The following is a 19,375-nucleotide window of genomic DNA, read 5'->3' as shown; positions in this document are numbered from 1 at the left end:
GCATATTGCCCTTGAAGAGCAGTCCTGCAAAACGCTGAAATGCGAAGCTGCCATCGCATTTGGGCATAGCCAGGCGGGATAATGCATGCCTCATGAAACTGGACCCGATCACCCTGCGCCTGTTTGTGGCCGTGATGGAAGAAAACGCCATCGCGCGTGCCGCTGCACGCGAGCACATCGCCCCCTCGGCCGCCAGCCGCCGCCTGGCCGAGCTGGAGGATCGGCTGCAGCTTGAGCTGTTCACACGCAGCAACCGGGGCAGCCAGCCCACGGCCGCCGCCTACGCCCTGCTGAACATGGCGCGCGGCGTGCTCAACGAGCTGGACGGCATCGCCACGCAGATGAAGGACTATGCCCAGGGCGGCGAGCAAGGCCTGCGCGGTCATGTGCGCGTGATGGCCAATATTTCCAGCATCACCCAGTTTCTGCCCGCCCAGCTGCAAAGCTTTCTGAGCCGACACCCGCTGGTGGACGTGCGGCTGCAGGAGCGCGTGAGCACCGATATCGCGCGCGCCGTGGCCGACAACGAAGCCGACATCGGCCTGCTCAACAACGGCAGCTACGGCAGCAAGATCAGCCTGCGCCCCTATCGCCGGGACCGGCTGGCCGTGGTCATGCCCCAATCCCATCCGCTGGCCGGCGAGCACAGGCTGCGCCTGGAGCAGGTCATCGAGCATGATCTGATCGGCATGCATGCCGACAGCGCGCTCAACCATCTCATCACCCGCTCTGCCGCCGATCTGGGCCTGCAGCCGCGCCTGCGCATGAAGGTGACGGGCTATGACGCCCTGTGCCTGATGGTGGCCGCCGGCCTGGGCGTGGGCATTCTTCCCGAGGGCAGCGCCCATATCTACATGGGCGCCCTGCCCTTGCGCTGCATCCGCCTGGACGAAGCCTGGGCCGAGCGCCAACTCATGCTCTGCGTACGCTCCCAGGACGCACTCTCGCCCGTCGCACAACTGCTGGTTGAGCACCTGTGCCAGAGCGCCTCAACCGACAAAGACTGAACCCATGCCCGAATTCGCACCGTTGCCAGCCCCCGGCCAAGCGCCACAGCACCCTTCACTGAGCTGGGACATCTTCTGCCAGGTCATAGACAACTTTGGCGACGTGGGGGTGTGCTGGCGCACGGCCGCAGAACTGGCCGCACGCGGCCAGCGGGTACGCCTGTGGATGGACGATGCCAGCGCCCTGCAATGGATGGCCCCTCAGCCCTGGCCGCCGGGCTTGAGCGTGCATGCCTGGCCCGCGCAAGCGGCCGACCTGCCGGCATCGGTTGGCGACGTGGTCATCGAGGCCTTCGGCTGCGAGATTCCCGCAGCATTTGTGAGCGCCATTGCTGACAAGGCGTCCAAGAGCAAGCCCCCGCTCTGGATCAATCTCGAATACCTCTCGGCAGAAGACTATGTGGAGCGCTGCCATCGCCTGCCCTCACGCATCATGAGCGGCCCCGCCTCCGGGCTGACACGCTGGTTCTTCTACCCTGGCTTTACGGCGTCAACCGGCTCGCTGGTACGCGAGCAGAACCTGGCGCAGCGTCAGCAGGCCTTCGTGGCCCAACGCGACTCATGGCGCCGCGCGCAAGGCATTCAGCATGACGAATGTGCCGTCTCGCTGTTTTGCTACGAGCCTGCCGCCCTGCCCCAGTTGCTCGCACAGCTCTCGGACAAGCAGGCGCTCAACGCGAGACTGCTGGTGACCCCGGGAAGGGCCACGACTGCCGTGCAGGCTCTGCCCGAAGCGCAGCAGATGCAGCCGGTCTATCTGCAAGCCCGCCCTCAGGCCCGGTTCGACGAAATGCTCTGGGCCTGCGACCTGAATCTGGTGCGTGGCGAGGATTCCCTGGTACGTGCGCTCTGGGCCGGCCAGCCCATGGTCTGGCAGATCTACCCTCAGCATGACAACGCCCACCACGACAAGCTGAACGCTTTTCTGGACTGGCTCCAGGCCCCGGACAGCCTCAGGCGCTTTCACCACACCTGGAATGGCATGACCGCACCGCAAACATTGCCTTTGCTCAACCGGAAAATGTTGGACGAATGGGCCTGCTGCATCAGGGCTGCACGCGCCAGATTGCTGGAGCAAACCGAACTGATTGAGCAGCTTCAAGCTTTTGTCGCCGAAAAAAGCTAAAATCCACGTTTTGCCTCTCTGAGGGCAGTCGCAGCCGGTATGCCGAGCGATCTTGCTTTCGGGGTCGCGCCCCGCCGCGGTACATGCGGCAGGCCCCGCCGCCGCACCTTTGATGCGTTGCTTTCTCCAGCGACCATTGCGAACAGCTTGCCTGCCGTGTAGAGCGGCTCCAACCTTTCAAACGCAAGCAAGCCATGAAAATCGCTCAAGAAATCCGCGCAGGCAATGTGATCATGTTCGGCAAGGACCCCATGATCGTTCTGAAGACCGAATACGCTCGTGGCGGCCGTGGCGCTGCTACCGTGCGCATGAAGCTCAAGAGCCTGATCGGCAACTTCGGCACGGAAAACGTGTTCAAGGCCGACGACAAGATCGACAACGTGATCCTGGACAAGAAGGATTGCACCTACTCCTACTTCGCCGACCCCATGTACGTGTGGATGGATGAAGAGTTCAACCAGTACGAAGTCGAAGCCGAAAACATGGCTGACGCACTGAACTACCTGGAAGACGGCATGACTGCCGAAGTGGTGTTCTACGACGGCAAGGCCATCTCCGTCGAACTGCCCACCACCATCGTGCGCGAAATCACCTGGACCGAGCCCGCCGTCAAGGGCGACACCTCCGGCAAGGTTCTGAAGCCCGCCAAGATCGCTACCGGCTTCGAAGTGGCTGTGCCCCTGTTCGTGTCCCAGGAAGACAAGATCGAAATCGACACCCGCACCGGCGAATACCGCAAGCGCGTGTAATGTGGCGGCAGCTGCCGCGGCTGCTCCCCCAAAAAAGGCTTCTTTCGAGAAGCCTTTTTTCATTTTTGCCTCCGACAGCGGGATTACGCCAGCACCGCTCATCCGCCGCGACGCGCAAAACCGCTTCAGTCTGTGCAAGACTAAGGGCAGTCCATTCACTCCCACTGCCAATGACGCACTCCCTGCCCTGGCTGCAGCCCGAACAAGAATTCCCCCCCATCGATCAGACCTGGGGGGAACGGGATCCCATCCCCGGGCTGCTGGCCGCCGGCAATACGCTTGATGCAGCACGTCTTCGCACCGCTTACAGTCAAGGCATTTTCCCGTGGTTCAGCGAGGGACAGCCGGTGCTCTGGTGGTCTCCCAACCCGCGCATGGCCCTGCATCCCGACGAGTTTCGCCTGCACCGCAGCCTGCGCAAAAGACTGCAGAAATTTCGCAACGATCCGCGCTGTGAAATTCGCATCGACAGCGCTTTTGCCACGGTGATGCAGCATTGCGCCCAGACCCCTCGCGACGGACAGAACGGCACCTGGATTGTGCAGAGCATCGTCGATGCCTATACCGAGCTGCATGAGCAAGGCGCTGCACATAGCGTGGAAACCTGGATCGACGGCCAGCTGGTCGGCGGCCTCTATTGCGTGGCGCTTGGCAGAGCAGTGTTTGGCGAGTCCATGTTCGCCCTGCAAACCGATGCATCCAAGATCGCACTCTCGGCACTGGTTGCTCTGTGCCGGGCTCATCAGGTTGCGCAGATCGACTGCCAGCAGGCCACCGCACATCTGTCTTTCATGGGCGCTCGAGAAGTCACAAGAGCGCAGTTCGTCCGGACCGTTCAAGCCCAGGCCCAACTGCCCGATATGCAGTGGCAATTCAGCCCCATATACTGGGAGCACTTGCTAAGCCACAGTGAAGCTTGACGCACCGCATCTGCAGCCGAGTCCGATCATGACGCACCCGAACGACCTCCCGCTACATGCCCTGCAGTTCTATGCCACGGCAGCCTATCCCTGCAGCTACCTGCCGGGCCGACTGGCACGTTCTCAGGTCGCCACACCCAGTCACCTGATTCAGAACACCACCTACTCGGAACTGGTGACGCTGGGCTTCAGGCGCAGCGGCATGTTCACCTATCGCCCCTATTGCGATGGCTGCAAGGCCTGCGTTCCCCTGCGCATTCTGGCCCAGGAGTTCCGCCCCAGCCGCAGCCAGCGGCGCGCTGCCAAACAGCATGGGCAACTTGTCGCCTCCATTCAGCGCCTGCACTACTCCGACGAGCACTACCAGCTCTACCTGCGCTACCAGCAGCACCGCCATAGCGGCGGCGGCATGGACAACGACAGCGTGGACCAGTACACGCAGTTTCTGCTGCAAAGCAGAGTCAACTCCCGATTGGTCGAGTTCCGCGAGCCGGGCGCAGACGGTCAGCCCGGCACACTCAAAATGCTCTCCATTCTGGACGTACTGGAGGACGGGCTGTCGGCGGTCTACACCTTCTACGATCCGGAAGACCACGCCAGCTACGGCACCTTCAATGTGCTGTGGCAAATCCAGCAAGCGAAAGCCATGAACCTGCCTTATGTCTATCTTGGCTACTGGATCTCCGAGAGCCAGAAGATGCGCTACAAGGCCAGCTTCTTGCCACATGAGATTCGCCAGGGCGAGCTATGGCAGCGCGCAGACAGGCAAAGCATTGTGCGCTCGCACATTGAAGAGTGACGCCACAAAAAGCAGCACATGGATATATGAGCGGATGACATGGCTGCACGGCTGCAGCACCGCTAGAATGCCCCCATCCCGCAAAGTATCTCCAACGCATGAAAAAAGACGACCTATCGGCCTCCGCAAAGCCCAGCGTCCAGGTTCTGGAACGCATGTTCACGTTGATCGACGTGCTGGCATCGCGTGAGGAAGCGGTTTCTTTGAAGGAGATCAGCGAACGCACGGGCCTGCATCCCTCGACCACGCACCGCATCCTCAATGATCTTGCAACGGGCCGCTTTGTGGATCGCCCCGAATCGGGCAGCTACCGCCTGGGCATGCGCTTTCTGGAACTGGGCAACCTGGTCAAGGCACGGCTGAATGTGCGTGAAGTGGCCCTGACGCCCATGCGCCAGCTCTACAAGCAGATTCAGCAGCCCATCAGCCTGTCCGTGCGCCAGGGCGACGAGATTGTCTATGTGGAGCGCGCCTACAGCGAGCGCTCCGGCATGCAGGTGGTACGCGCCATTGGCGGCCATGCTCCTTTGCATCTGACCTCCAACGGCAAGCTGTTTCTGGCGGCCGATGACTCCCAGCAGGTGCGCGCCTACGCCATGCGCACCGGCCTGCCTGGCAAGACCCATTTCAGCATCACCCAGCTGGGTGATTTGGAACATGAGCTGGCCAAAGTGCGCCAATACGGCATTGCCCGCGACAACGAAGAGCTGGAATTGGGCGTGCGCTGCATGGCCGCCGGCATTTACGACGACCAGAGCAAGCTGATTGCAGGCCTGTCCATCTCTGCCCCGGCAGACCGGCTTGACGAGAGCTGGGCCCCCAGACTGCAGGCCACGGTGCAGGAGATTTCCGTGGCCCTGGGCTTCAGCGGCACACGCCCGGCTCCGGCTCAGGCCGCCCCCAATCCCTATAGCCGCAGCCAGCACAGTTAAATACTGGGGTGCCTTTCGCAATCTGCAAAGGGGCCTCAATGCCATTTCAGGTGTAGACCCCATAAAAAAGCGCTACCTGGGTAGCGCTTTTTGACTGGACCTTTACCTGCTTAGCCCCTGATACGGCTTGCCATCGTATTGCTGGCAGTGGGTCCCTTGCTTTCCATCCAGTGGCGCACACGCTCGGCATCTGCCAGACGGCTGAACTTGCCGGCAGAATCCAGGAACACCATGATCAGCTTGCGGCCGGCCACATGGGCTTGCATCACGAGGCAGCGTCCGGCTTCGGAGATATAGCCGGTCTTTTGCAGGCCGATATCCCAGTTGTCGCTCTTGACCAGGCGGTTGGTGTTGTTGAACTGCAGCGTGCGACGACCCACGGCCACTTCATAACCGGGCGATGTGGAGTACTCGCGCATCAGCGGATCCGCGTGGGCCACCGCCACCAGACGCGCCAGGTCACGCGCGCTGGACTGGTTGCTGCTGGACAGGCCGGTGGGCTCGACATAGCGCGTGTCCTTCATGCCCAGCTGCTGCGCCTTGGAGTTCATCAGCTGCACAAACTGCGCCAGACCGCCGGGATAAGTGCGTCCCAGGGCATGGGCAGCACGGTTCTCGCTGGACATCAGCGCCAGATGCATCATCTCGGCACGCGTCAAGGTGGTACCGACACGCAGGCGAGAGCTGCTGTGCTTTTCGGTATCCACATCGTCCTGCGTGATGGTGATCATCTCGTCCATGGGCAGCCGAGCCTGAGAGATCAGCAGACCCGTCATCAGCTTGGTCAGCGAGGCGATGGGCAGCACTGCCTGATCGTTCTTGCTCAGCAGCACCTCATGTGTGTCCTGGTCAATCACATAAGCCACGCTGCTTTGCAGATCCAGGGGATCCGAGACGGAGTGAAGACCAGCCATCTGCCCATAGGACAGGCGTGCGGGCTCGACCGCCGTGGCAGCAGCTGCTGCCGCAACCGCAGCGCCAGCGGCTCCTGCCCTGGCCAGACGCTTCTTGCCGCCGCTCTTCTCGTCTCTTTCGGCCTTGGCTGCTAGAACAGTCTTGCCGCCCTTCTTGCTTGCAAGCTTGGCGTCCGCCTTTTCCGGCTTGCCTTTGGAGACCTTTGTGCTTTTTGGCTGCGCTGCAGCACGAACCTTGCCAGCCGGCTCCTTGGCCGCTTTCTTAGCCGAAGCCGCAGCAGCCACGGGCTTTTTGGAGTCTTTTTTGGGCGCCGCCGCATGCACTGCCGGAGCAGCCAGAGCGCAGCTCAACAGAGCCAAAGACACGACCTGAGTGAGTTTTGCAAGGCGAAATGGACGCAGCATCTGCATGCGATACTCCAGACAACAAGGTGTAAGGATTTAATTCAATCAAAAAAGTTGTGCAGTGACAAGCACTTGCACAACCTTCTCGATAATCTGAGTGAAATTATAAATCCAGCAGTCAACCTTGTGCTGCAACAACTTCCTGATTGCTATGCAATTTGTTCAAAGCACTCAGATAAGCCTTGGCCGATGCGACCACAATATCGGGGTCAGCACCCACTCCGTTGACGACGCGACCACTGCGTTGCAGGCGCACCGTCACCTCGCCCTGACTCTCGGTCGAGCCGCTGATGGCATTGACGGAATACAGCACCATTTCAGCACCGCTCTTGACTTCGGACTCGATGGCCTTGAACGAGGCATCGACCGGGCCATTGCCTTCGGAGCTGGCCTTGATTTCCCTGCCTGCATTGCTGAAGACCACGCTGGCATGTGGGCGCTCACCTGTTTCACTCTGCTGGGCCAGCGAAATGAACTGGAACTGATTGTTCTGGTGCTCCGCTCCTTCGGCATTCAACAGCGCCAGAATGTCCTCGTCAAAAATCTCGCTCTTGCGGTCCGCGAGCTCCTTGAAGCGCGTGAAGGCCTGGTTGATGGCAGCTTCGCTGTCCAGCTCCACCCCCAGCTCCTGCAGGCGCTGCTTGAAGGCGTTGCGACCACTGAGCTTGCCCAGCACGATCTTGTTGGCCGCCCAGCCCACGTCCTCGGCACGCATGATTTCGTAGGTGTCACGAGCCTTGAGCACGCCGTCCTGATGAATGCCGGAGGCATGGGCAAAGGCGTTGGCCCCCACCACAGCTTTGTTGGGCTGCACCACAAAGCCCGTGGTCTGGCTGACCAAGCGGCTGGCGGCCACGATATGCTGGGTATCGATATTCACATCCAGATCGAAGTAGTCCTTGCGCGTCTTGATGGCCATGACCACTTCTTCAAGTGAGCAGTTACCCGCGCGCTCACCAAGACCATTGATGGTGCATTCGATCTGGCGCGCGCCGCCGATCTTCACTCCCGCCAGAGAATTGGCCACCGCCATGCCCAGGTCGTTGTGGCAATGCACGGACCAGACCGCCTTGTCGCTGTTGGGCACGCGCTCGCGCAAGTTGCGAATGAATTCCCCGTAGAGCTCGGGAATCGCGTAACCCACGGTGTCGGGCACGTTGATGGTGGTTGCGCCTTCCTTGATGACCGCCTCGATCACACGCGCCAGAAAATCGGGCTCGCTGCGATAGCCGTCCTCCGCGCTGAACTCGATATCTTCGATGAGATTGCGCCCGAAGCGCACCGCCTGCCTGGCCTGCTCCAGCACCTGCTCGGGTGTCATGCGCAGCTTTTTCTCCATATGCAACGCACTGGTGGCGATAAAGGTATGAATGCGAGCGCGGTTGGCATCTTTCAACGACTCGGCCGCACGCGCAATGTCGCGGTCGTTGGCTCGGGAGAGCGAGCAGACGGTGGAGTCCTTGATGGCTCGTGCAATGGACTGGATGGACTCGAAGTCGCCATTGGATGCCGCAGCAAACCCCGCCTCGATCACATCGACCTTCAGACGCTCCAGCTGACGGGCAATGCGCAGCTTTTCATCGCGTGTCATGGAAGCGCCGGGCGATTGCTCGCCGTCACGCAAGGTGGTGTCGAAAATAATGAGCTGATCGGACATGGTGGGGACTCTCTATGTGAGGGCGCCGGTAGACGCCTGTTTTGACTGGAGGATTGCCGACAAAAAAGCCGGTGTGCTTTTGGCGACACCGGCTTTGAACCTTTTTTATGCAGCTACCGCCTCTTCAGCGACAGCGGCAACGCGCTGCACTCCCGAGATGATGGCGCGCAAGGAGGCGGAAACGATATTGGCATCCACCCCTACGCCGTAGCAGACCTGAGCGTCATCCACGCGCAATTCCACATAGGCAATCGCCTTGGCATTCGCGCCCTCGCCAATCGCATGTTCGGCATAGTTGAGCACGCGCACATTGCGACCGACGTTAGCCGACAACGCCTGCACGAATGCATCAATGGGGCCCGTACCTTCGCCTTCCAAAAAATACTTTTCCCCGGCGATCTCGATGTGGGAAGTCATATTGACCACGCCATCGGCCTCGCTCAGGCGATATTGAGGCGCCTTGACGGTGTTGACTCCATATTCGCGCTGGAACAGCTCCCACAGATCAGCAGCCGACAACTCCTTGCCGCTGGCATCCATCTCGCGCTGCACGACCTGGCTGAATTCGATCTGCAGGCGCCGGGGCAGCTGAAGTCCGTATTCGCTCTCGAGCAGATAGGCAATTCCGCCCTTGCCCGACTGGCTGTTCACGCGAATCACTGCCTCATAGCTGCGACCCAGGTCCTTGGGATCGATGGGCAAATAAGGCATATCCCAGATATCGCCTTCCTTGTGGGCGGCGAAAGCCTTCTTGATGGCGTCCTGGTGGGAGCCGGAGAAGGAGGTGTAGACCAAGTCACCCACGTAAGGGTGACGAGGATGCACGGGCAACTGGTTGCAATGCTCAACCGTTGCACGGATATCGTCGATGTCGGAGAAATCCAGGCCGGGGTTCACACCTTGGATATACATATTGAGCGCCACATTCACCACGTCCAGATTGCCGGTGCGCTCGCCATTACCGAACAGGCAGCCTTCCAGACGGTCCGCACCGGCCATCAGCGACAGCTCGGCCGCCGCAGTGCCCGTGCCGCGGTCGTTGTGAGGATGGACCGAGATCACCACACTGTCACGGCGCTTGATATTGCGATGCGTCCATTCCACCATGTCGGCAAAGATATTGGGCGTGGAGTGCTCCACGGTGGTGGGCAAATTGATGATGCACTTGTTCTCGGGCGTGGGTTGCCAGACATCGGTGACGGCATCGATCACGCGCCTGGAGAACTCCAGCTCGGTGTCCGAGTACATTTCGGGCGAATACTGGAAGGTCCACTTGGTGCCGGGGTGCTGGGCCGCGATGTCCTTGAACATCTGCGCATTGGTCACCGCCAGCTCCACGATCTCGTCCTCGCTCATGTTCAGCACCACACGGCGCATCACGGGAGCCGTGGCGTTGTAGAGATGGACGATGGCGCGGGGCACGCCTTCCAGCGCCTCGAAAGTGCGACGAATCAGGTGCTCACGCGCCTGGGTCAGCACCTGCACGGTCACATCGTCGGGAATGCGGTTTTCCTCGATGAGCTTGCGCATGAAGTCGAACTCGATCTGCGAGGCCGAAGGGAAGCCCACTTCGATTTCCTTGAAGCCGATCTTCACCAGTTGCTCGAACATGCGCACCTTGCGCTCGATGTCCATGGGCTCGATCAAGGCCTGGTTGCCGTCACGCAGATCCACGCTGCACCAGACCGGGGGCTTGGTGATGACCGCGTCGGGCCAGGTGCGATCGGTCAGACGCACGGGGGCGAAAGCGCGGTATTTGGTGGAAGGGTTTTGCAACATGGTGAGTCTCTTTAGTCGAAATTAGAGGAAATTGAACCCAGCTCCAGCGACGCCCAAAAGCAAAAACGGCCCGTCGCTGATGCTACGGGCCGCCAAGTAGGGTGTGTTTGTACGCGCGCGCTACTTTCTCTGCCCGTTGGACATTAGTAGTAGAGCTAGCGACAGGTTTTGCATGCGGATCACTTTAACACAAGAAAAGTTGACAGGGCCAGGATTTTTTGGGGCCGCTCGTCAATCGTCGTGCAGACCACGCTCATCGGGCTCGTCCTTGGAGGTCGCCACAATGCTGACCTGCTCGCCCTTGGCACGGCGCCAGGCGTAGATCACATATCCCGAGATCGAGTAACCGACAAACACCAGGAACAGCATGGTTGCTGGCTCGATGCTCACCACGGCCATCAGCAGGGCCACCACCACCAGCGAGACGAACGGCATGCTCTTGGCGCCGCCGATGTCCTTGAAGCTGTAGTAGGGAATATTGGTGACCATGGTCAGGCCTGCAAACAGCGTGATGGCGAACATGATCCAGGACAGATCGGCCCGATCCGTGGGGTAGCCGCCGAAAAAGGAAATCACATCGCCGAAGATGGGCACATCGCGGTGGGAAACCATCAGGGCACTGGTCAGCCAGATAAAGCCCGCCACCAGGGCCGCTGCCGCAGGAGAAGGCATGCCCTGGAAATAGCGCTTGTCCACCACGGCCGTATTCACGTTGAAGCGAGCCAGGCGCAGTGCCGCACAGGCGCAATACACAAAGGCGGCAATCCAGCCCCAGCGCCCCAGGGGACGCAAGGCCCATTCATAGGCAATCAGCGCAGGCGCGGCACCAAAGGACACCATGTCGGAGAGCGAATCCATCTGCTCGCCAAACGCGCTTTGCGTATGCGTCATTCGCGCCACTCGGCCGTCGAGACTGTCGAGCACCATGGCGCAGAAAACGCCCACGGCCGCCAGTTCGAACTTGTTGTTCATCGCCATGACGATGGCGTAGAAACCGCCAAACAGCGCTGCCAGCGTGAACAGATTGGGCAGCACATAAATGCCTTTGCGCGGCTTGCGCGGCATTCCACTCAGATCGGCAGAATCATTGCTGTTTTGCATCAAACAGACCTCCAGTGCTTGCATGTCAGATGCATGCAGCTATTAAAACGATAGTATTTCAAGCACGGCCATCATGACCATGTCCCTGCCACCAGTGTACCCGCCACACAGATCGCCTCCGGAATGAAAAAAGGCCACCTCAAAGGTGGCCTCTTGCCCAAGCGCAATCATCCGGCTCGCGCCGAATGACTTGCCTCTGCATCAGTTGCGGGTCTGGTCGACCAGCTTGTTCTTGGAGATCCAGGGCATCATGGAGCGCAGTTGGCCGCCCACTTGCTCGATGGCGTGATCGGCGTTCTGGCGACGACGGGCAGTCATGGAAGGATAGTTCAGACGGCCTTCGCTGATGAACATCTTGGCGTACTCACCGCTCTGGATGCGCTTCAAGGCGTTGCGCATGGCCTTGCGGGATTCTTCGTTGATGACTTCGGGGCCGGTCACGTACTCGCCATACTCCGCGTTGTTGGAGATGGAGTAGTTCATGTTGGCAATGCCGCCTTCGTACATCAGGTCAACGATCAGCTTGAGCTCGTGCAGGCACTCGAAATAAGCCATTTCGGGAGCGTAGCCAGCTTCAGTCAGAGTCTCGAAGCCCATCTTCACCAGCTCCACTGCACCGCCACACAGCACGGCCTGCTCGCCGAACAGGTCGGTTTCGGTTTCTTCCTTGAAGTTGGTTTCGATGATGCCGCCCTTGCCGCCGCCATTGGCGGAAGCGTAGGACAGGGCCACGTCACGGGCCTTGCCGGACTGGTCCTGATAGATGGCGATCAGGGAAGGCACGCCGCCGCCCTTGAGGTATTCGGAGCGCACGGTGTGACCGGGGCCCTTGGGCGCGACCATGATCACGTCCAAATCGGCGCGGGGCACAACCTGGTTGTAGTGCACGTTGAAGCCGTGAGCGAAAGCCAGGGTAGCGCCGGACTTGATGTTGGGCTCGACGTTGTTCTTGTACACCTCGGGGATGTTCTCGTCAGGCAGCAGGATCATGACCACGTCGGCAGCCTTGACCGCGTCGTTGACTTCCATCACGGTCAGGCCGGCCTTGCCGACCTTGTCCCAGGAAGAGCCGCCCTTGCGCAGACCGACCACCACCTTCACGCCGCTGTCGTTCAGGTTTTGAGCATGCGCGTGGCCTTGGCTGCCGTAGCCGATGATGGCAACAGTCTTGCCCTTGATCAGGCTCAGGTCACAGTCCTTGTCGTAGAAAACTTTCATGATGGCTCCAGGTCTCTTATCTTGAGGGGGTTAAAAAGGTTTGTTCAGATTCAAAAGTGGTGCAACACAGCCATTAGACACGCAGAATGCGCTCGCCACGGCCAATACCCGAGGCACCCGTACGAACGGTTTCGAGGATGGCAGTGCGATCAATGGCTTGCAGGAAGGCATCGTTCTTGGACTGGTCGCCGGTGAGCTCCACGGTGTAGCTCTTTTCGGTCACGTCGATGATGCGGCCGCGGAAGATGTCCGCCATGCGCTTCATTTCCTCGCGCTCCTTGCCCACGGCACGCACCTTGACCATCATCAGCTCGCGCTCGGTGTATGCACCTTCGGTCAGGTCCACCACTTTAACCACTTCAATCAGTCGGTTCAGGTGCTTTGTGATTTGCTCAATCACATCGTCCGAACCCGTGGTGAGGATGGTCATGCGCGACAGCGAGGGATCCTCGGTCGGTGCAACTGTCAGGGATTCAATGTTGTAGCCACGGGCAGAAAACAGGCCCACGACGCGCGACAGTGCTCCAGGCTCGTTCTCGAGCAGCACGGCAATAATGTGTTTCATTGGGAGATTCCTCTTTTCGCCGCCCTCCCCTGACACCGGTAAGTGCCAGGCTCGGCGGGCAATAGATTCGTCAAAAAGTGCTATTTAAAATATAGCTGCTTGCGCTTGACATGTAAGTGCTTGGAGCCGAATTCACTGGAAATCGGCTTCCCAGGCATCACAGGTCGTCGGCACCCAGCAGCATTTCCGTGATGCCACGGCCGGCTTGCACCATGGGGAACACGTTCTCGGTCGGGTCGGTGCGGAAGTCCAGGAAGACCGTCTTGCTTTCTTCGCGCACGATACGGCGTGCCTCGCGCAGCGCAGCCTCGACATCGGCAGGCTTTTCGATCAGCAGGCCGCGGTGGCCGAAGGCCTCCGCCAGCTTCACGAAGTCGGGCAGCGAATCCATATAGCTGCTCGAGTAGCGACCCGAGTATTCGATTTCCTGCCATTGGCGCACCATGCCCAGGAAACGGTTGTTCAGCGCGCAGATGACCACCGGGGTGTTGTACTGCTTGCAGGTGGCAAGCTCCTGGATGTTCATCTGGATCGAGCCTTCGCCCGTGATGCAGAAGACTTCGGAGTCAGGCTTGGCCAGCTTGATGCCCATGGCGTAAGGCAGACCCACGCCCATGGTGCCCAGACCGCCGGAGTTGATCCAGCGACGGGGTTCATCAAAGCGGTAATATTGCGCCGCCCACATCTGGTGCTGACCCACATCGGAGGTGATGTAGGCGTTCGCATCCTTGGTCATGTTCCACAGCGTGTCGACCACGTACTGGGGCTTGATGACTTCGGTGTTGGACTTGTCGTAGCTCAGGCAGTCGCGGCTGCGCCAGCCTTCGATACTGCTCCACCATTGACCCAAAGCTGCCTCATCGGGACGCTGGGCCGACTCGCGCAGCATGGCGATCAGCTCGCTCAGCACATCCTTGACATCGCCCACGATGGGCACATCCACCTTCACGCGCTTGGAGATGGAGGAGGGATCGATGTCGATATGGATGATCTTGCGCTCCACCGACATGAAGTGCTTGGGATTGCCGATCACGCGGTCGTCAAAGCGGGCGCCCACAGCCAGCAGCACATCGCAGTTCTGCATGGCATTGTTGGCTTCGATGGTGCCGTGCATGCCCAGCATGCCCAGGAACTTCTTGTCGCTGGCGGGATAGGCACCCAGACCCATCAGGGTGTGAGTGACGGGGTAGCCCAGCATGTCCACCAGCTGGCGCAGCTCGTTGCAGGCATTGCCCAGCAACACGCCACCGCCGGTATAGATATAGGGGCGCTTGGCCGTCAACAGCAGCTGCAGAGCCTTGCGAATCTGGCCCGCATGCCCCTTTTTGACGGGGTTGTACGAGCGCATTTCCACTTTTTCAGGATAGCCCGTGTACAGCGCCTTCTTGAAGGACACGTCCTTGGGAATATCCACCACCACAGGGCCGGGGCGGCCGGTGCGGGCGATGTGGAAAGCCTTTTTCATGGTCTCGGCCAGCTCACGCACATCCTTGACCAGGAAGTTGTGCTTGACGATGGGACGAGTGATGCCCACGGTATCGCACTCTTGAAATGCGTCGGTACCGATGTAATTGGTCGAAGTCTGACCCGCAATCACCACCATGGGGATGGAGTCGGTATAGGCGGTAGCAATGCCCGTCACCGCATTGGTCAGACCGGGGCCGGAAGTCACCAGCGCCACGCCCACTTCACCGGTGGCACGCGCAAAACCGTCGGCAGCATGCACGGCCGCCTGCTCGTGGCGCACCAGCACATGCTGAATGCTGTCCTGCTTGTAGAGCGCGTCGTAAATATAGAGAACTGCCCCGCCAGGGTAACCCCACAGGTGCTTGACACCTTCAGCCTGAAGAGACTTGATGAGGATTTCGGAGCCCATCAATTCCTGGGCGCCCTTGGGGGAGGATGCGGCGGCTGCAGAGGCCAGCTCGGCTTTGGAGATTTCCATGATCAACCTTTGTGAATTTCTCTAACGAAAAACCTTCGGTGCCCTTAGCCTGAAGCCCTTGTGAGGCCGGTTTAGGACTTAAGACCACATGCCATGGACGTTTGTGTATACGCCGGACCGTGACCCGTTTGCTTCTTTAAGTTGAAGATCATTATCGCACTGCAACAAGACCTTCAAATGCAGTACACAAAAAAACATCATCGGATGCGATAATCTGCGGCTTTCGCCACTACTAACTCCCGTTTTCTCCAGGGTTACTCTCTCTTGGCCACAGAACAAGAACTGTCTGCATTCCTCAAAGACGTTGAAAAGCGCGCCTTCAAACGCAGCGTTTTCCATGTCCGCGACGAGGAGGCCGCCCTGGATATCGTGCAGGACAGCATGCTCAAGCTGGCCCAGCACTATGGGGACAAGCCCGCCAACGAGCTGCCCATGCTGTTCCAGCGCATTCTGTCGAACAGCACCCTGGACTGGTTTCGCCGCCAAAAGACCCAGAAAGCCGTTTTCACGCACTTCAGCGACCTGGAGTCTTCCGTGGACGGGGACAGCGACTTCGACTGGCTGGAAACCTATGCCACCCAGAGCGACGCATCCGCCGCCAACAACGCCGAGAGCCTGACGGAACGCAAGCAGACACTGCAAAGCATAGAAAAAGAGATACAGGAGCTGCCTGCGCGTCAACGCGAGGCCTTTCTCATGCGTTATTGGGAAGAGATGGATGTCGCGGAGACCGCTGCTGCCATGGGTTGCTCAGAAGGCAGTGTCAAAACCCATTGCTTTCGCGCCATCCAAACATTGAGCAAGGCACTCAAGGCCAAAGGAATCGAGTTATGAAATCCGTGCCCACCCTCCGGCAAGAACAGGCCGTCGACCGTATCGCCCGTCAAATCACTGCACGACTGAGTGAGGGTGAAGCCTTGCTCCCGTATGAAGTCACCGAACGTCTGCGCGCCTCCCGTGAGCAAGCCGTATCCATACGCCGCCGCGAAGCGTCCGTACTGCGCATTCAGACCAGTGCTGCAACATCTGCCCAGGGCGGTACCCTGACACTGGGCAATCCCGACGAAGGCAAGGGCTGGTGGCGCACCTTGGTCTCGGCCATCCCCGTTTTTGCACTCATTGCGGGCCTGGTAATCTACAACTCCGACACCGAACAAAGTATGCTGAGCGAAGTCACCGAGGTCGATACCGCCTTGCTGACCGATGATCTGCCCCCTGCTGCCTACTCTGACCCTGGTTTCATCCAGTACCTCAAGACCTCGGCAGCCACTCCATCAGAACACTAAACAGCCTGCCACGTCTGCCTTGATGCCTACTGAGAAGCGCTCCCTCCTGAAACCAGACAATACCGCCGCCATCATGGCGGCGCTGTTGTTGGTGGCCTTGAGCTGGACAGGATGGAATGTCGTACAGCAAGTCAGGCTGGCACCCAGCTCCGTGCCTCCCGCCACGGTAGCTGCATCCAGAGCCATGCATGCAGACCCGTCCACGCGCCAAAGAGCCTCGGCACAGGCTTCGGGTCCACGCTGGGGCGAGCTCAGCAGCCACCAGCGCGAGATTCTGCTGCCGCTGGAAGAGCGCTGGGCCATGATCGGCTCGGTACAAAAGCGCCGCTGGATTGCCCTGGCGGATGGCTTTGACAAACTCAGCGAACGCGAACAGCAAAAGCTTCATGACCGCATGGAAGCCTGGTCCGGCCTGAGTGCCGCCCAGCGCAACCAGGCCCGGCTGAACTTCGCCATTACCAACAAGCTCGCAACAGACAAGCAGGCCCAGTGGGAGGCTTACCAGGCTTTGAGCGATGAAGAAAAGCGACTGTTGGCGGCCCGCGCCACCCCCAAGGTGGTAAGTGCCGCACCGGCCATCAAGCCTGTGCCTTCCAAGAAGCTGGCGCGCATTCCTGCTGCCACGGCCTCCCCCAATACGGTACCCAATCTACCCAAGATTCCACCCGCAACCATTCATCACCCACCACCGCCCGTGCCCGCAACACCGGCCATGGTGGAGACGCACCCAATCCGTACGCCCTCGGTGATTGTGGAGACGGCTCCCGTGGACATTCCTCGCGCCACCCCGATCACCCTGCCTCCACTGGATGCGCCAGGTCAAGACTCGCACCAATGACAGCGCCGATGCGGCAAACCGAGTTTCAAGCCTGCTGAGCTGAGCCCTACAATTGCCTCATGCAGCAAGACACCCCGATCCGCAAAGGCAGTGCAGCACCCTCAACCACTCCTGACTTCATAGCACCAAGCCTTCGCCGCCGCATGGCTTGCTGGCTTTATGAAGGAATGCTTTTGTTTGGCGTGGTGTTCATTGCCGGCTATTTGTTCGGAACGCTGTCTCAGACGCGCAATGCACTCGACAATCGGCATCTGCTGCAGGCTTTCATGCTGGTGGTGCTGGGGATTTACTTTGTCTGGTTCTGGAGCAAGGGCCAGACGCTGGCCATGAAGACCTGGCATATCCGCGTGGTCGATACCCAAGGTCGCCCCCTGACGCAGACCCGCGCCCTGCTGCGCTACGCAGCCAGCTGGATGTGGTGGCTGCCGCCGCTGGCCCTGCTCTACCCGCTGGGCCTGCCGCCACTGGAGGTGCTGGTGCTGCTCATGGGCTGGATTCTGATCTGGGCGCTGCTGAGCCGCTTTCACCCTCGAAAGCAGTTCTGGCACGACGCCTGGGCCGGCACCCAACTGGTGCATCAGGCCCCCGCCCCCAAACGCATTCGCTGACCCGACCTCTCCATGAGCACCTCCTCCTCACCCGACCCCGTCAACCCCCAAAAGAGTCGCACCGGCCTGTCCCGGGTGCTGCATGCAGGCGGCTACTCGCTGGCTGGCCTCAAGGCTGGCTGGCATGAAAAAGCATTTCAGCAAGAAGCCATCTGCGCGGTTGTCATGATTCCTCTGGCGCTCTGGCTGGGTCAGAGCTGGGAGCAGGCAGCATTGCTGGCTGGCAGCGTCATCCTGGTTCTCATTGTGGAATTGCTCAATACCGGCATAGAGGCAGCCATAGACCGTATCGGCCCCGAATGGCACGAGCTGTCAAAGAAAGCCAAGGACATGGGCAGCGCCGCTGTATTTCTGGCCCTGTGCCTGTGCGGCGCCATCTGGGCTGCCGCTCTTTATCACCGTTTCATCGTATGACTCAACCCGCTTTTTCCATTTGCGTGTACTGCGGCTCACGCCCCGGAACCAATCCTCAATTCACCGAAGTCGCCAAGGCCGTGGGCCAATGGATAGGCTCGCGCGGCGGCCAATTGGTCTATGGCGGCGGACGCAGCGGCCTGATGGGCGTGGTGGCCGAAGCCACGCAACAAGCTGGCGGCCGCGTCGTCGGCATCATCCCTCAGGCACTGGTCGACAAGGAGCTGGCCAATCAGGCCTGCGACGAGCTGCACATCGTCAAGAACATGCACGAGCGCAAGGCCATGATGGCCGAGCGCAGCGATGCCTTCGTGGCCTTGCCCGGCGGCATTGGCACGTTTGAAGAGCTGTTCGAAGTCTGGACCTGGCGCCAGCTGGGCTACCACGACAAGCCCGTCGGCATTCTCAATGTGGATGGCTATTACGACGCCATGCTGCAGTTTCTTCAGTCCTGCGTGGGCAACGGCTTCATGGGCGAGTGGCAGATGGGCCTGGTCGAAAGCAGCAGCGACACCTCGGCCCTGCTGCAAAATCTCGTCCAGAATGCAGGCAGCCAGCTGGATACACCGCCTCTGCGCTCGGTGATCTGAGGCCCGAAACCCTGCAGGGCGGAATGCGCCGGCCTGCGGGCAAAGCGCACGCCCGGCTCCGGGCCATGAAAAAAGCCAGACTCAAGGTCTGGCTTTTTGACTGGGGCGCATGACTGGGGCGCGGCATGGCGACTTAGACAGCAGTGTCGTCCAGCTCGCCCGTGCGGATGCGCACCACTCGCTCCACGGGGGTGATGAAGATCTTGCCGTCACCAATCTTGCCGGTGCGCGCGACGTTGACGACTGCATCCACGCAGCGGTCCACATCTTCATCTCGCACCACGACTTCGATCTTCACCTTGGGCAGAAAATCCACCACATACTCGGCGCCACGATAGAGCTCGGTATGGCCTTTCTGGCGGCCAAAACCCTTGACTTCGGTCACGGTCAGACCATTCACCCCACACTCTGCCAGGGCCTCGCGCACTTCCTCGAGTTTGAAGGGCTTGATGACGGCGGTAATCATTTTCATGGGGCTGGTTCCTCAATTGATTGAAATCGGCAAACACCGGAGGCAGAGCC

General features: G+C 60.0%; 20 protein-coding genes. 12 read left to right on the top strand and 8 right to left on the bottom strand.

Translation table 11 applies throughout. From position 1 onward, the window contains the following. The first annotated feature begins 92 nt into the window (after positions 1-92). The 6 genes from AC1RTQ_RS12930 to AC1RTQ_RS12905 all read left to right on the top strand — a co-directional run bounded on the left by AC1RTQ_RS12930 (position 93) and on the right by AC1RTQ_RS12905 (position 5,533). A complete protein-coding gene (locus AC1RTQ_RS12930) occupies positions 93-1,007 on the top strand; it encodes a LysR family transcriptional regulator (protein ID WP_304350254.1) in 915 nt (304 codons plus the stop codon). A gap of 4 nt (positions 1,008-1,011) precedes the next feature. Then, positions 1,012-2,133 carry an elongation factor P maturation arginine rhamnosyltransferase EarP gene (gene earP, locus AC1RTQ_RS12925; RefSeq protein ID WP_492876268.1) on the top strand — a complete coding sequence of 374 codons (1,122 nt, stop codon included), beginning with the start codon at positions 1,012-1,014 and terminating at the stop codon, positions 2,131-2,133. Positions 2,134-2,327: 194 nt separating this feature from the next. Next, positions 2,328-2,882, top strand: coding sequence for an elongation factor P (gene efp / locus AC1RTQ_RS12920; protein WP_003056627.1), 555 nt, complete (start codon positions 2,328-2,330; stop codon positions 2,880-2,882). A 170-nt stretch (positions 2,883-3,052) separates the two neighbouring features. Further along, on the top strand, positions 3,053-3,802 hold the full coding sequence (aat, locus tag AC1RTQ_RS12915; protein WP_304350256.1) for a leucyl/phenylalanyl-tRNA--protein transferase: 750 nt from the start codon (positions 3,053-3,055) through the stop codon (positions 3,800-3,802). A 28-nt stretch (positions 3,803-3,830) separates the two neighbouring features. Next, entirely contained in the window at positions 3,831-4,601 is a 771-nt protein-coding gene (locus tag AC1RTQ_RS12910) for an arginyltransferase (RefSeq protein ID WP_302091423.1), read from the top strand. Between the two features lie 98 nt (positions 4,602-4,699). Continuing rightward, positions 4,700-5,533, top strand: coding sequence for an IclR family transcriptional regulator (locus AC1RTQ_RS12905; RefSeq protein ID WP_302091424.1), 834 nt, complete (start codon positions 4,700-4,702; stop codon positions 5,531-5,533). 110 nt (positions 5,534-5,643) lie between these two features. Here the strand turns inward: AC1RTQ_RS12905 and pbpG are convergent, their stop codons facing one another. From pbpG to AC1RTQ_RS12870, 7 genes are all read right to left on the bottom strand, one after another. Further along, positions 5,644-6,858 carry a D-alanyl-D-alanine endopeptidase gene (gene pbpG, locus AC1RTQ_RS12900; protein WP_492876264.1) on the bottom strand — a complete coding sequence of 405 codons (1,215 nt, stop codon included), beginning with the start codon at positions 6,856-6,858 and terminating at the stop codon, positions 5,644-5,646. Between the two features lie 112 nt (positions 6,859-6,970). Beyond that, positions 6,971-8,509, bottom strand: a complete 1,539-nt coding sequence (locus tag AC1RTQ_RS12895; RefSeq protein WP_492876261.1) for a 2-isopropylmalate synthase — start codon at positions 8,507-8,509, stop codon at positions 6,971-6,973. Between the two features lie 105 nt (positions 8,510-8,614). Beyond that, entirely contained in the window at positions 8,615-10,288 is a 1,674-nt protein-coding gene (gene leuA / locus AC1RTQ_RS12890) for a 2-isopropylmalate synthase (protein ID WP_302091427.1), read from the bottom strand. 231 nt (positions 10,289-10,519) lie between these two features. Next, complete coding sequence (gene pssA, locus AC1RTQ_RS12885) at positions 10,520-11,389, bottom strand: CDP-diacylglycerol--serine O-phosphatidyltransferase (protein WP_302091428.1); 870 nt, start codon at positions 11,387-11,389, stop codon at positions 10,520-10,522. A 201-nt stretch (positions 11,390-11,590) separates the two neighbouring features. Continuing rightward, complete coding sequence (ilvC, locus tag AC1RTQ_RS12880) at positions 11,591-12,607, bottom strand: ketol-acid reductoisomerase (protein WP_003080801.1); 1,017 nt, start codon at positions 12,605-12,607, stop codon at positions 11,591-11,593. A gap of 73 nt (positions 12,608-12,680) precedes the next feature. After that, complete coding sequence (gene ilvN, locus AC1RTQ_RS12875; RefSeq protein ID WP_003056638.1) at positions 12,681-13,172, bottom strand: acetolactate synthase small subunit; 492 nt, start codon at positions 13,170-13,172, stop codon at positions 12,681-12,683. Positions 13,173-13,329: 157 nt separating this feature from the next. After that, entirely contained in the window at positions 13,330-15,117 is a 1,788-nt protein-coding gene (locus tag AC1RTQ_RS12870) for an acetolactate synthase 3 catalytic subunit (RefSeq protein ID WP_492876258.1), read from the bottom strand. Between the two features lie 264 nt (positions 15,118-15,381). Between AC1RTQ_RS12870 and AC1RTQ_RS12865 the strand changes: the two genes are divergently transcribed. The 6 genes from AC1RTQ_RS12865 to AC1RTQ_RS12840 are packed head-to-tail and all read left to right on the top strand — an operon-like array spanning position 15,382 to position 18,853. Further along, complete coding sequence (locus AC1RTQ_RS12865; protein WP_492876256.1) at positions 15,382-15,951, top strand: RNA polymerase sigma factor; 570 nt, start codon at positions 15,382-15,384, stop codon at positions 15,949-15,951. Beyond that, entirely contained in the window at positions 15,948-16,403 is a 456-nt protein-coding gene (locus tag AC1RTQ_RS12860) for a DUF3619 family protein (RefSeq protein WP_302091431.1), read from the top strand. Before AC1RTQ_RS12865 ends, AC1RTQ_RS12860 begins: the two co-directional genes overlap by 4 nt. 22 nt (positions 16,404-16,425) lie before the next feature. Continuing rightward, positions 16,426-17,241: a DUF3106 domain-containing protein gene (locus tag AC1RTQ_RS12855; RefSeq protein WP_492876254.1), complete on the top strand. Its 816-nt coding sequence runs from the start codon at positions 16,426-16,428 to the stop codon at positions 17,239-17,241. 59 nt (positions 17,242-17,300) lie between these two features. Continuing rightward, entirely contained in the window at positions 17,301-17,849 is a 549-nt protein-coding gene (locus tag AC1RTQ_RS12850) for an RDD family protein (protein ID WP_304350262.1), read from the top strand. A gap of 12 nt (positions 17,850-17,861) precedes the next feature. Next, positions 17,862-18,263 carry a diacylglycerol kinase gene (locus tag AC1RTQ_RS12845; RefSeq protein ID WP_304350263.1) on the top strand — a complete coding sequence of 134 codons (402 nt, stop codon included), beginning with the start codon at positions 17,862-17,864 and terminating at the stop codon, positions 18,261-18,263. Further along, a complete protein-coding gene (locus AC1RTQ_RS12840) occupies positions 18,260-18,853 on the top strand; it encodes an LOG family protein (protein ID WP_034356985.1) in 594 nt (197 codons plus the stop codon). Before AC1RTQ_RS12845 ends, AC1RTQ_RS12840 begins: the two co-directional genes overlap by 4 nt. Before the next feature lie 133 nt (positions 18,854-18,986). Here the strand turns inward: AC1RTQ_RS12840 and AC1RTQ_RS12835 are convergent, their stop codons facing one another. Next, complete coding sequence (locus tag AC1RTQ_RS12835; protein WP_003056652.1) at positions 18,987-19,325, bottom strand: P-II family nitrogen regulator; 339 nt, start codon at positions 19,323-19,325, stop codon at positions 18,987-18,989. Positions 19,326-19,375 lie beyond the last annotated feature (50 nt).

It is taken from the genome of Comamonas sp. GW821-FHT11H03, from assembly GCF_058807955.1.
Note: the sequence above shows the minus strand (reverse complement) of the source record. Positions and strands in the feature narration are given on the sequence as shown.

Excerpts from the sequence above, each read along its gene's own strand:
- AC1RTQ_RS12850 (WP_304350262.1), top strand. The coding sequence starts at position 17,301 with ATGCAGCAAGACACCCCGATCCGCAAAGGCAGTGCAGCACCCTCAACC.
- AC1RTQ_RS12895 (WP_492876261.1), bottom strand. The coding sequence starts at position 8,509 with ATGTCCGATCAGCTCATTATTTTCGACACCACCTTGCGTGACGGCGAG.
- ilvC (WP_003080801.1), bottom strand. The coding sequence starts at position 12,607 with ATGAAAGTTTTCTACGACAAGGACTGTGACCTGAGCCTGATCAAGGGC.
- AC1RTQ_RS12835 (WP_003056652.1), bottom strand. The coding sequence starts at position 19,325 with ATGAAAATGATTACCGCCGTCATCAAGCCCTTCAAACTCGAGGAAGTG.
- pssA (WP_302091428.1), bottom strand. The coding sequence starts at position 11,389 with ATGCAAAACAGCAATGATTCTGCCGATCTGAGTGGAATGCCGCGCAAG.
- AC1RTQ_RS12910 (WP_302091423.1), top strand. The coding sequence starts at position 3,831 with ATGACGCACCCGAACGACCTCCCGCTACATGCCCTGCAGTTCTATGCC.
- AC1RTQ_RS12930 (WP_304350254.1), top strand. The coding sequence starts at position 93 with ATGAAACTGGACCCGATCACCCTGCGCCTGTTTGTGGCCGTGATGGAA.
- leuA (WP_302091427.1), bottom strand. The coding sequence starts at position 10,288 with ATGTTGCAAAACCCTTCCACCAAATACCGCGCTTTCGCCCCCGTGCGT.
- ilvN (WP_003056638.1), bottom strand. The coding sequence starts at position 13,172 with ATGAAACACATTATTGCCGTGCTGCTCGAGAACGAGCCTGGAGCACTG.
- AC1RTQ_RS12860 (WP_302091431.1), top strand. The coding sequence starts at position 15,948 with ATGAAATCCGTGCCCACCCTCCGGCAAGAACAGGCCGTCGACCGTATC.
- efp (WP_003056627.1), top strand. The coding sequence starts at position 2,328 with ATGAAAATCGCTCAAGAAATCCGCGCAGGCAATGTGATCATGTTCGGC.
- AC1RTQ_RS12855 (WP_492876254.1), top strand. The coding sequence starts at position 16,426 with ATGCCTACTGAGAAGCGCTCCCTCCTGAAACCAGACAATACCGCCGCC.
- aat (WP_304350256.1), top strand. The coding sequence starts at position 3,053 with ATGACGCACTCCCTGCCCTGGCTGCAGCCCGAACAAGAATTCCCCCCC.
- AC1RTQ_RS12870 (WP_492876258.1), bottom strand. The coding sequence starts at position 15,117 with ATGGAAATCTCCAAAGCCGAGCTGGCCTCTGCAGCCGCCGCATCCTCC.
- pbpG (WP_492876264.1), bottom strand. The coding sequence starts at position 6,858 with ATGCAGATGCTGCGTCCATTTCGCCTTGCAAAACTCACTCAGGTCGTG.
- earP (WP_492876268.1), top strand. The coding sequence starts at position 1,012 with ATGCCCGAATTCGCACCGTTGCCAGCCCCCGGCCAAGCGCCACAGCAC.
- AC1RTQ_RS12905 (WP_302091424.1), top strand. The coding sequence starts at position 4,700 with ATGAAAAAAGACGACCTATCGGCCTCCGCAAAGCCCAGCGTCCAGGTT.
- AC1RTQ_RS12845 (WP_304350263.1), top strand. The coding sequence starts at position 17,862 with ATGAGCACCTCCTCCTCACCCGACCCCGTCAACCCCCAAAAGAGTCGC.
- AC1RTQ_RS12840 (WP_034356985.1), top strand. The coding sequence starts at position 18,260 with ATGACTCAACCCGCTTTTTCCATTTGCGTGTACTGCGGCTCACGCCCC.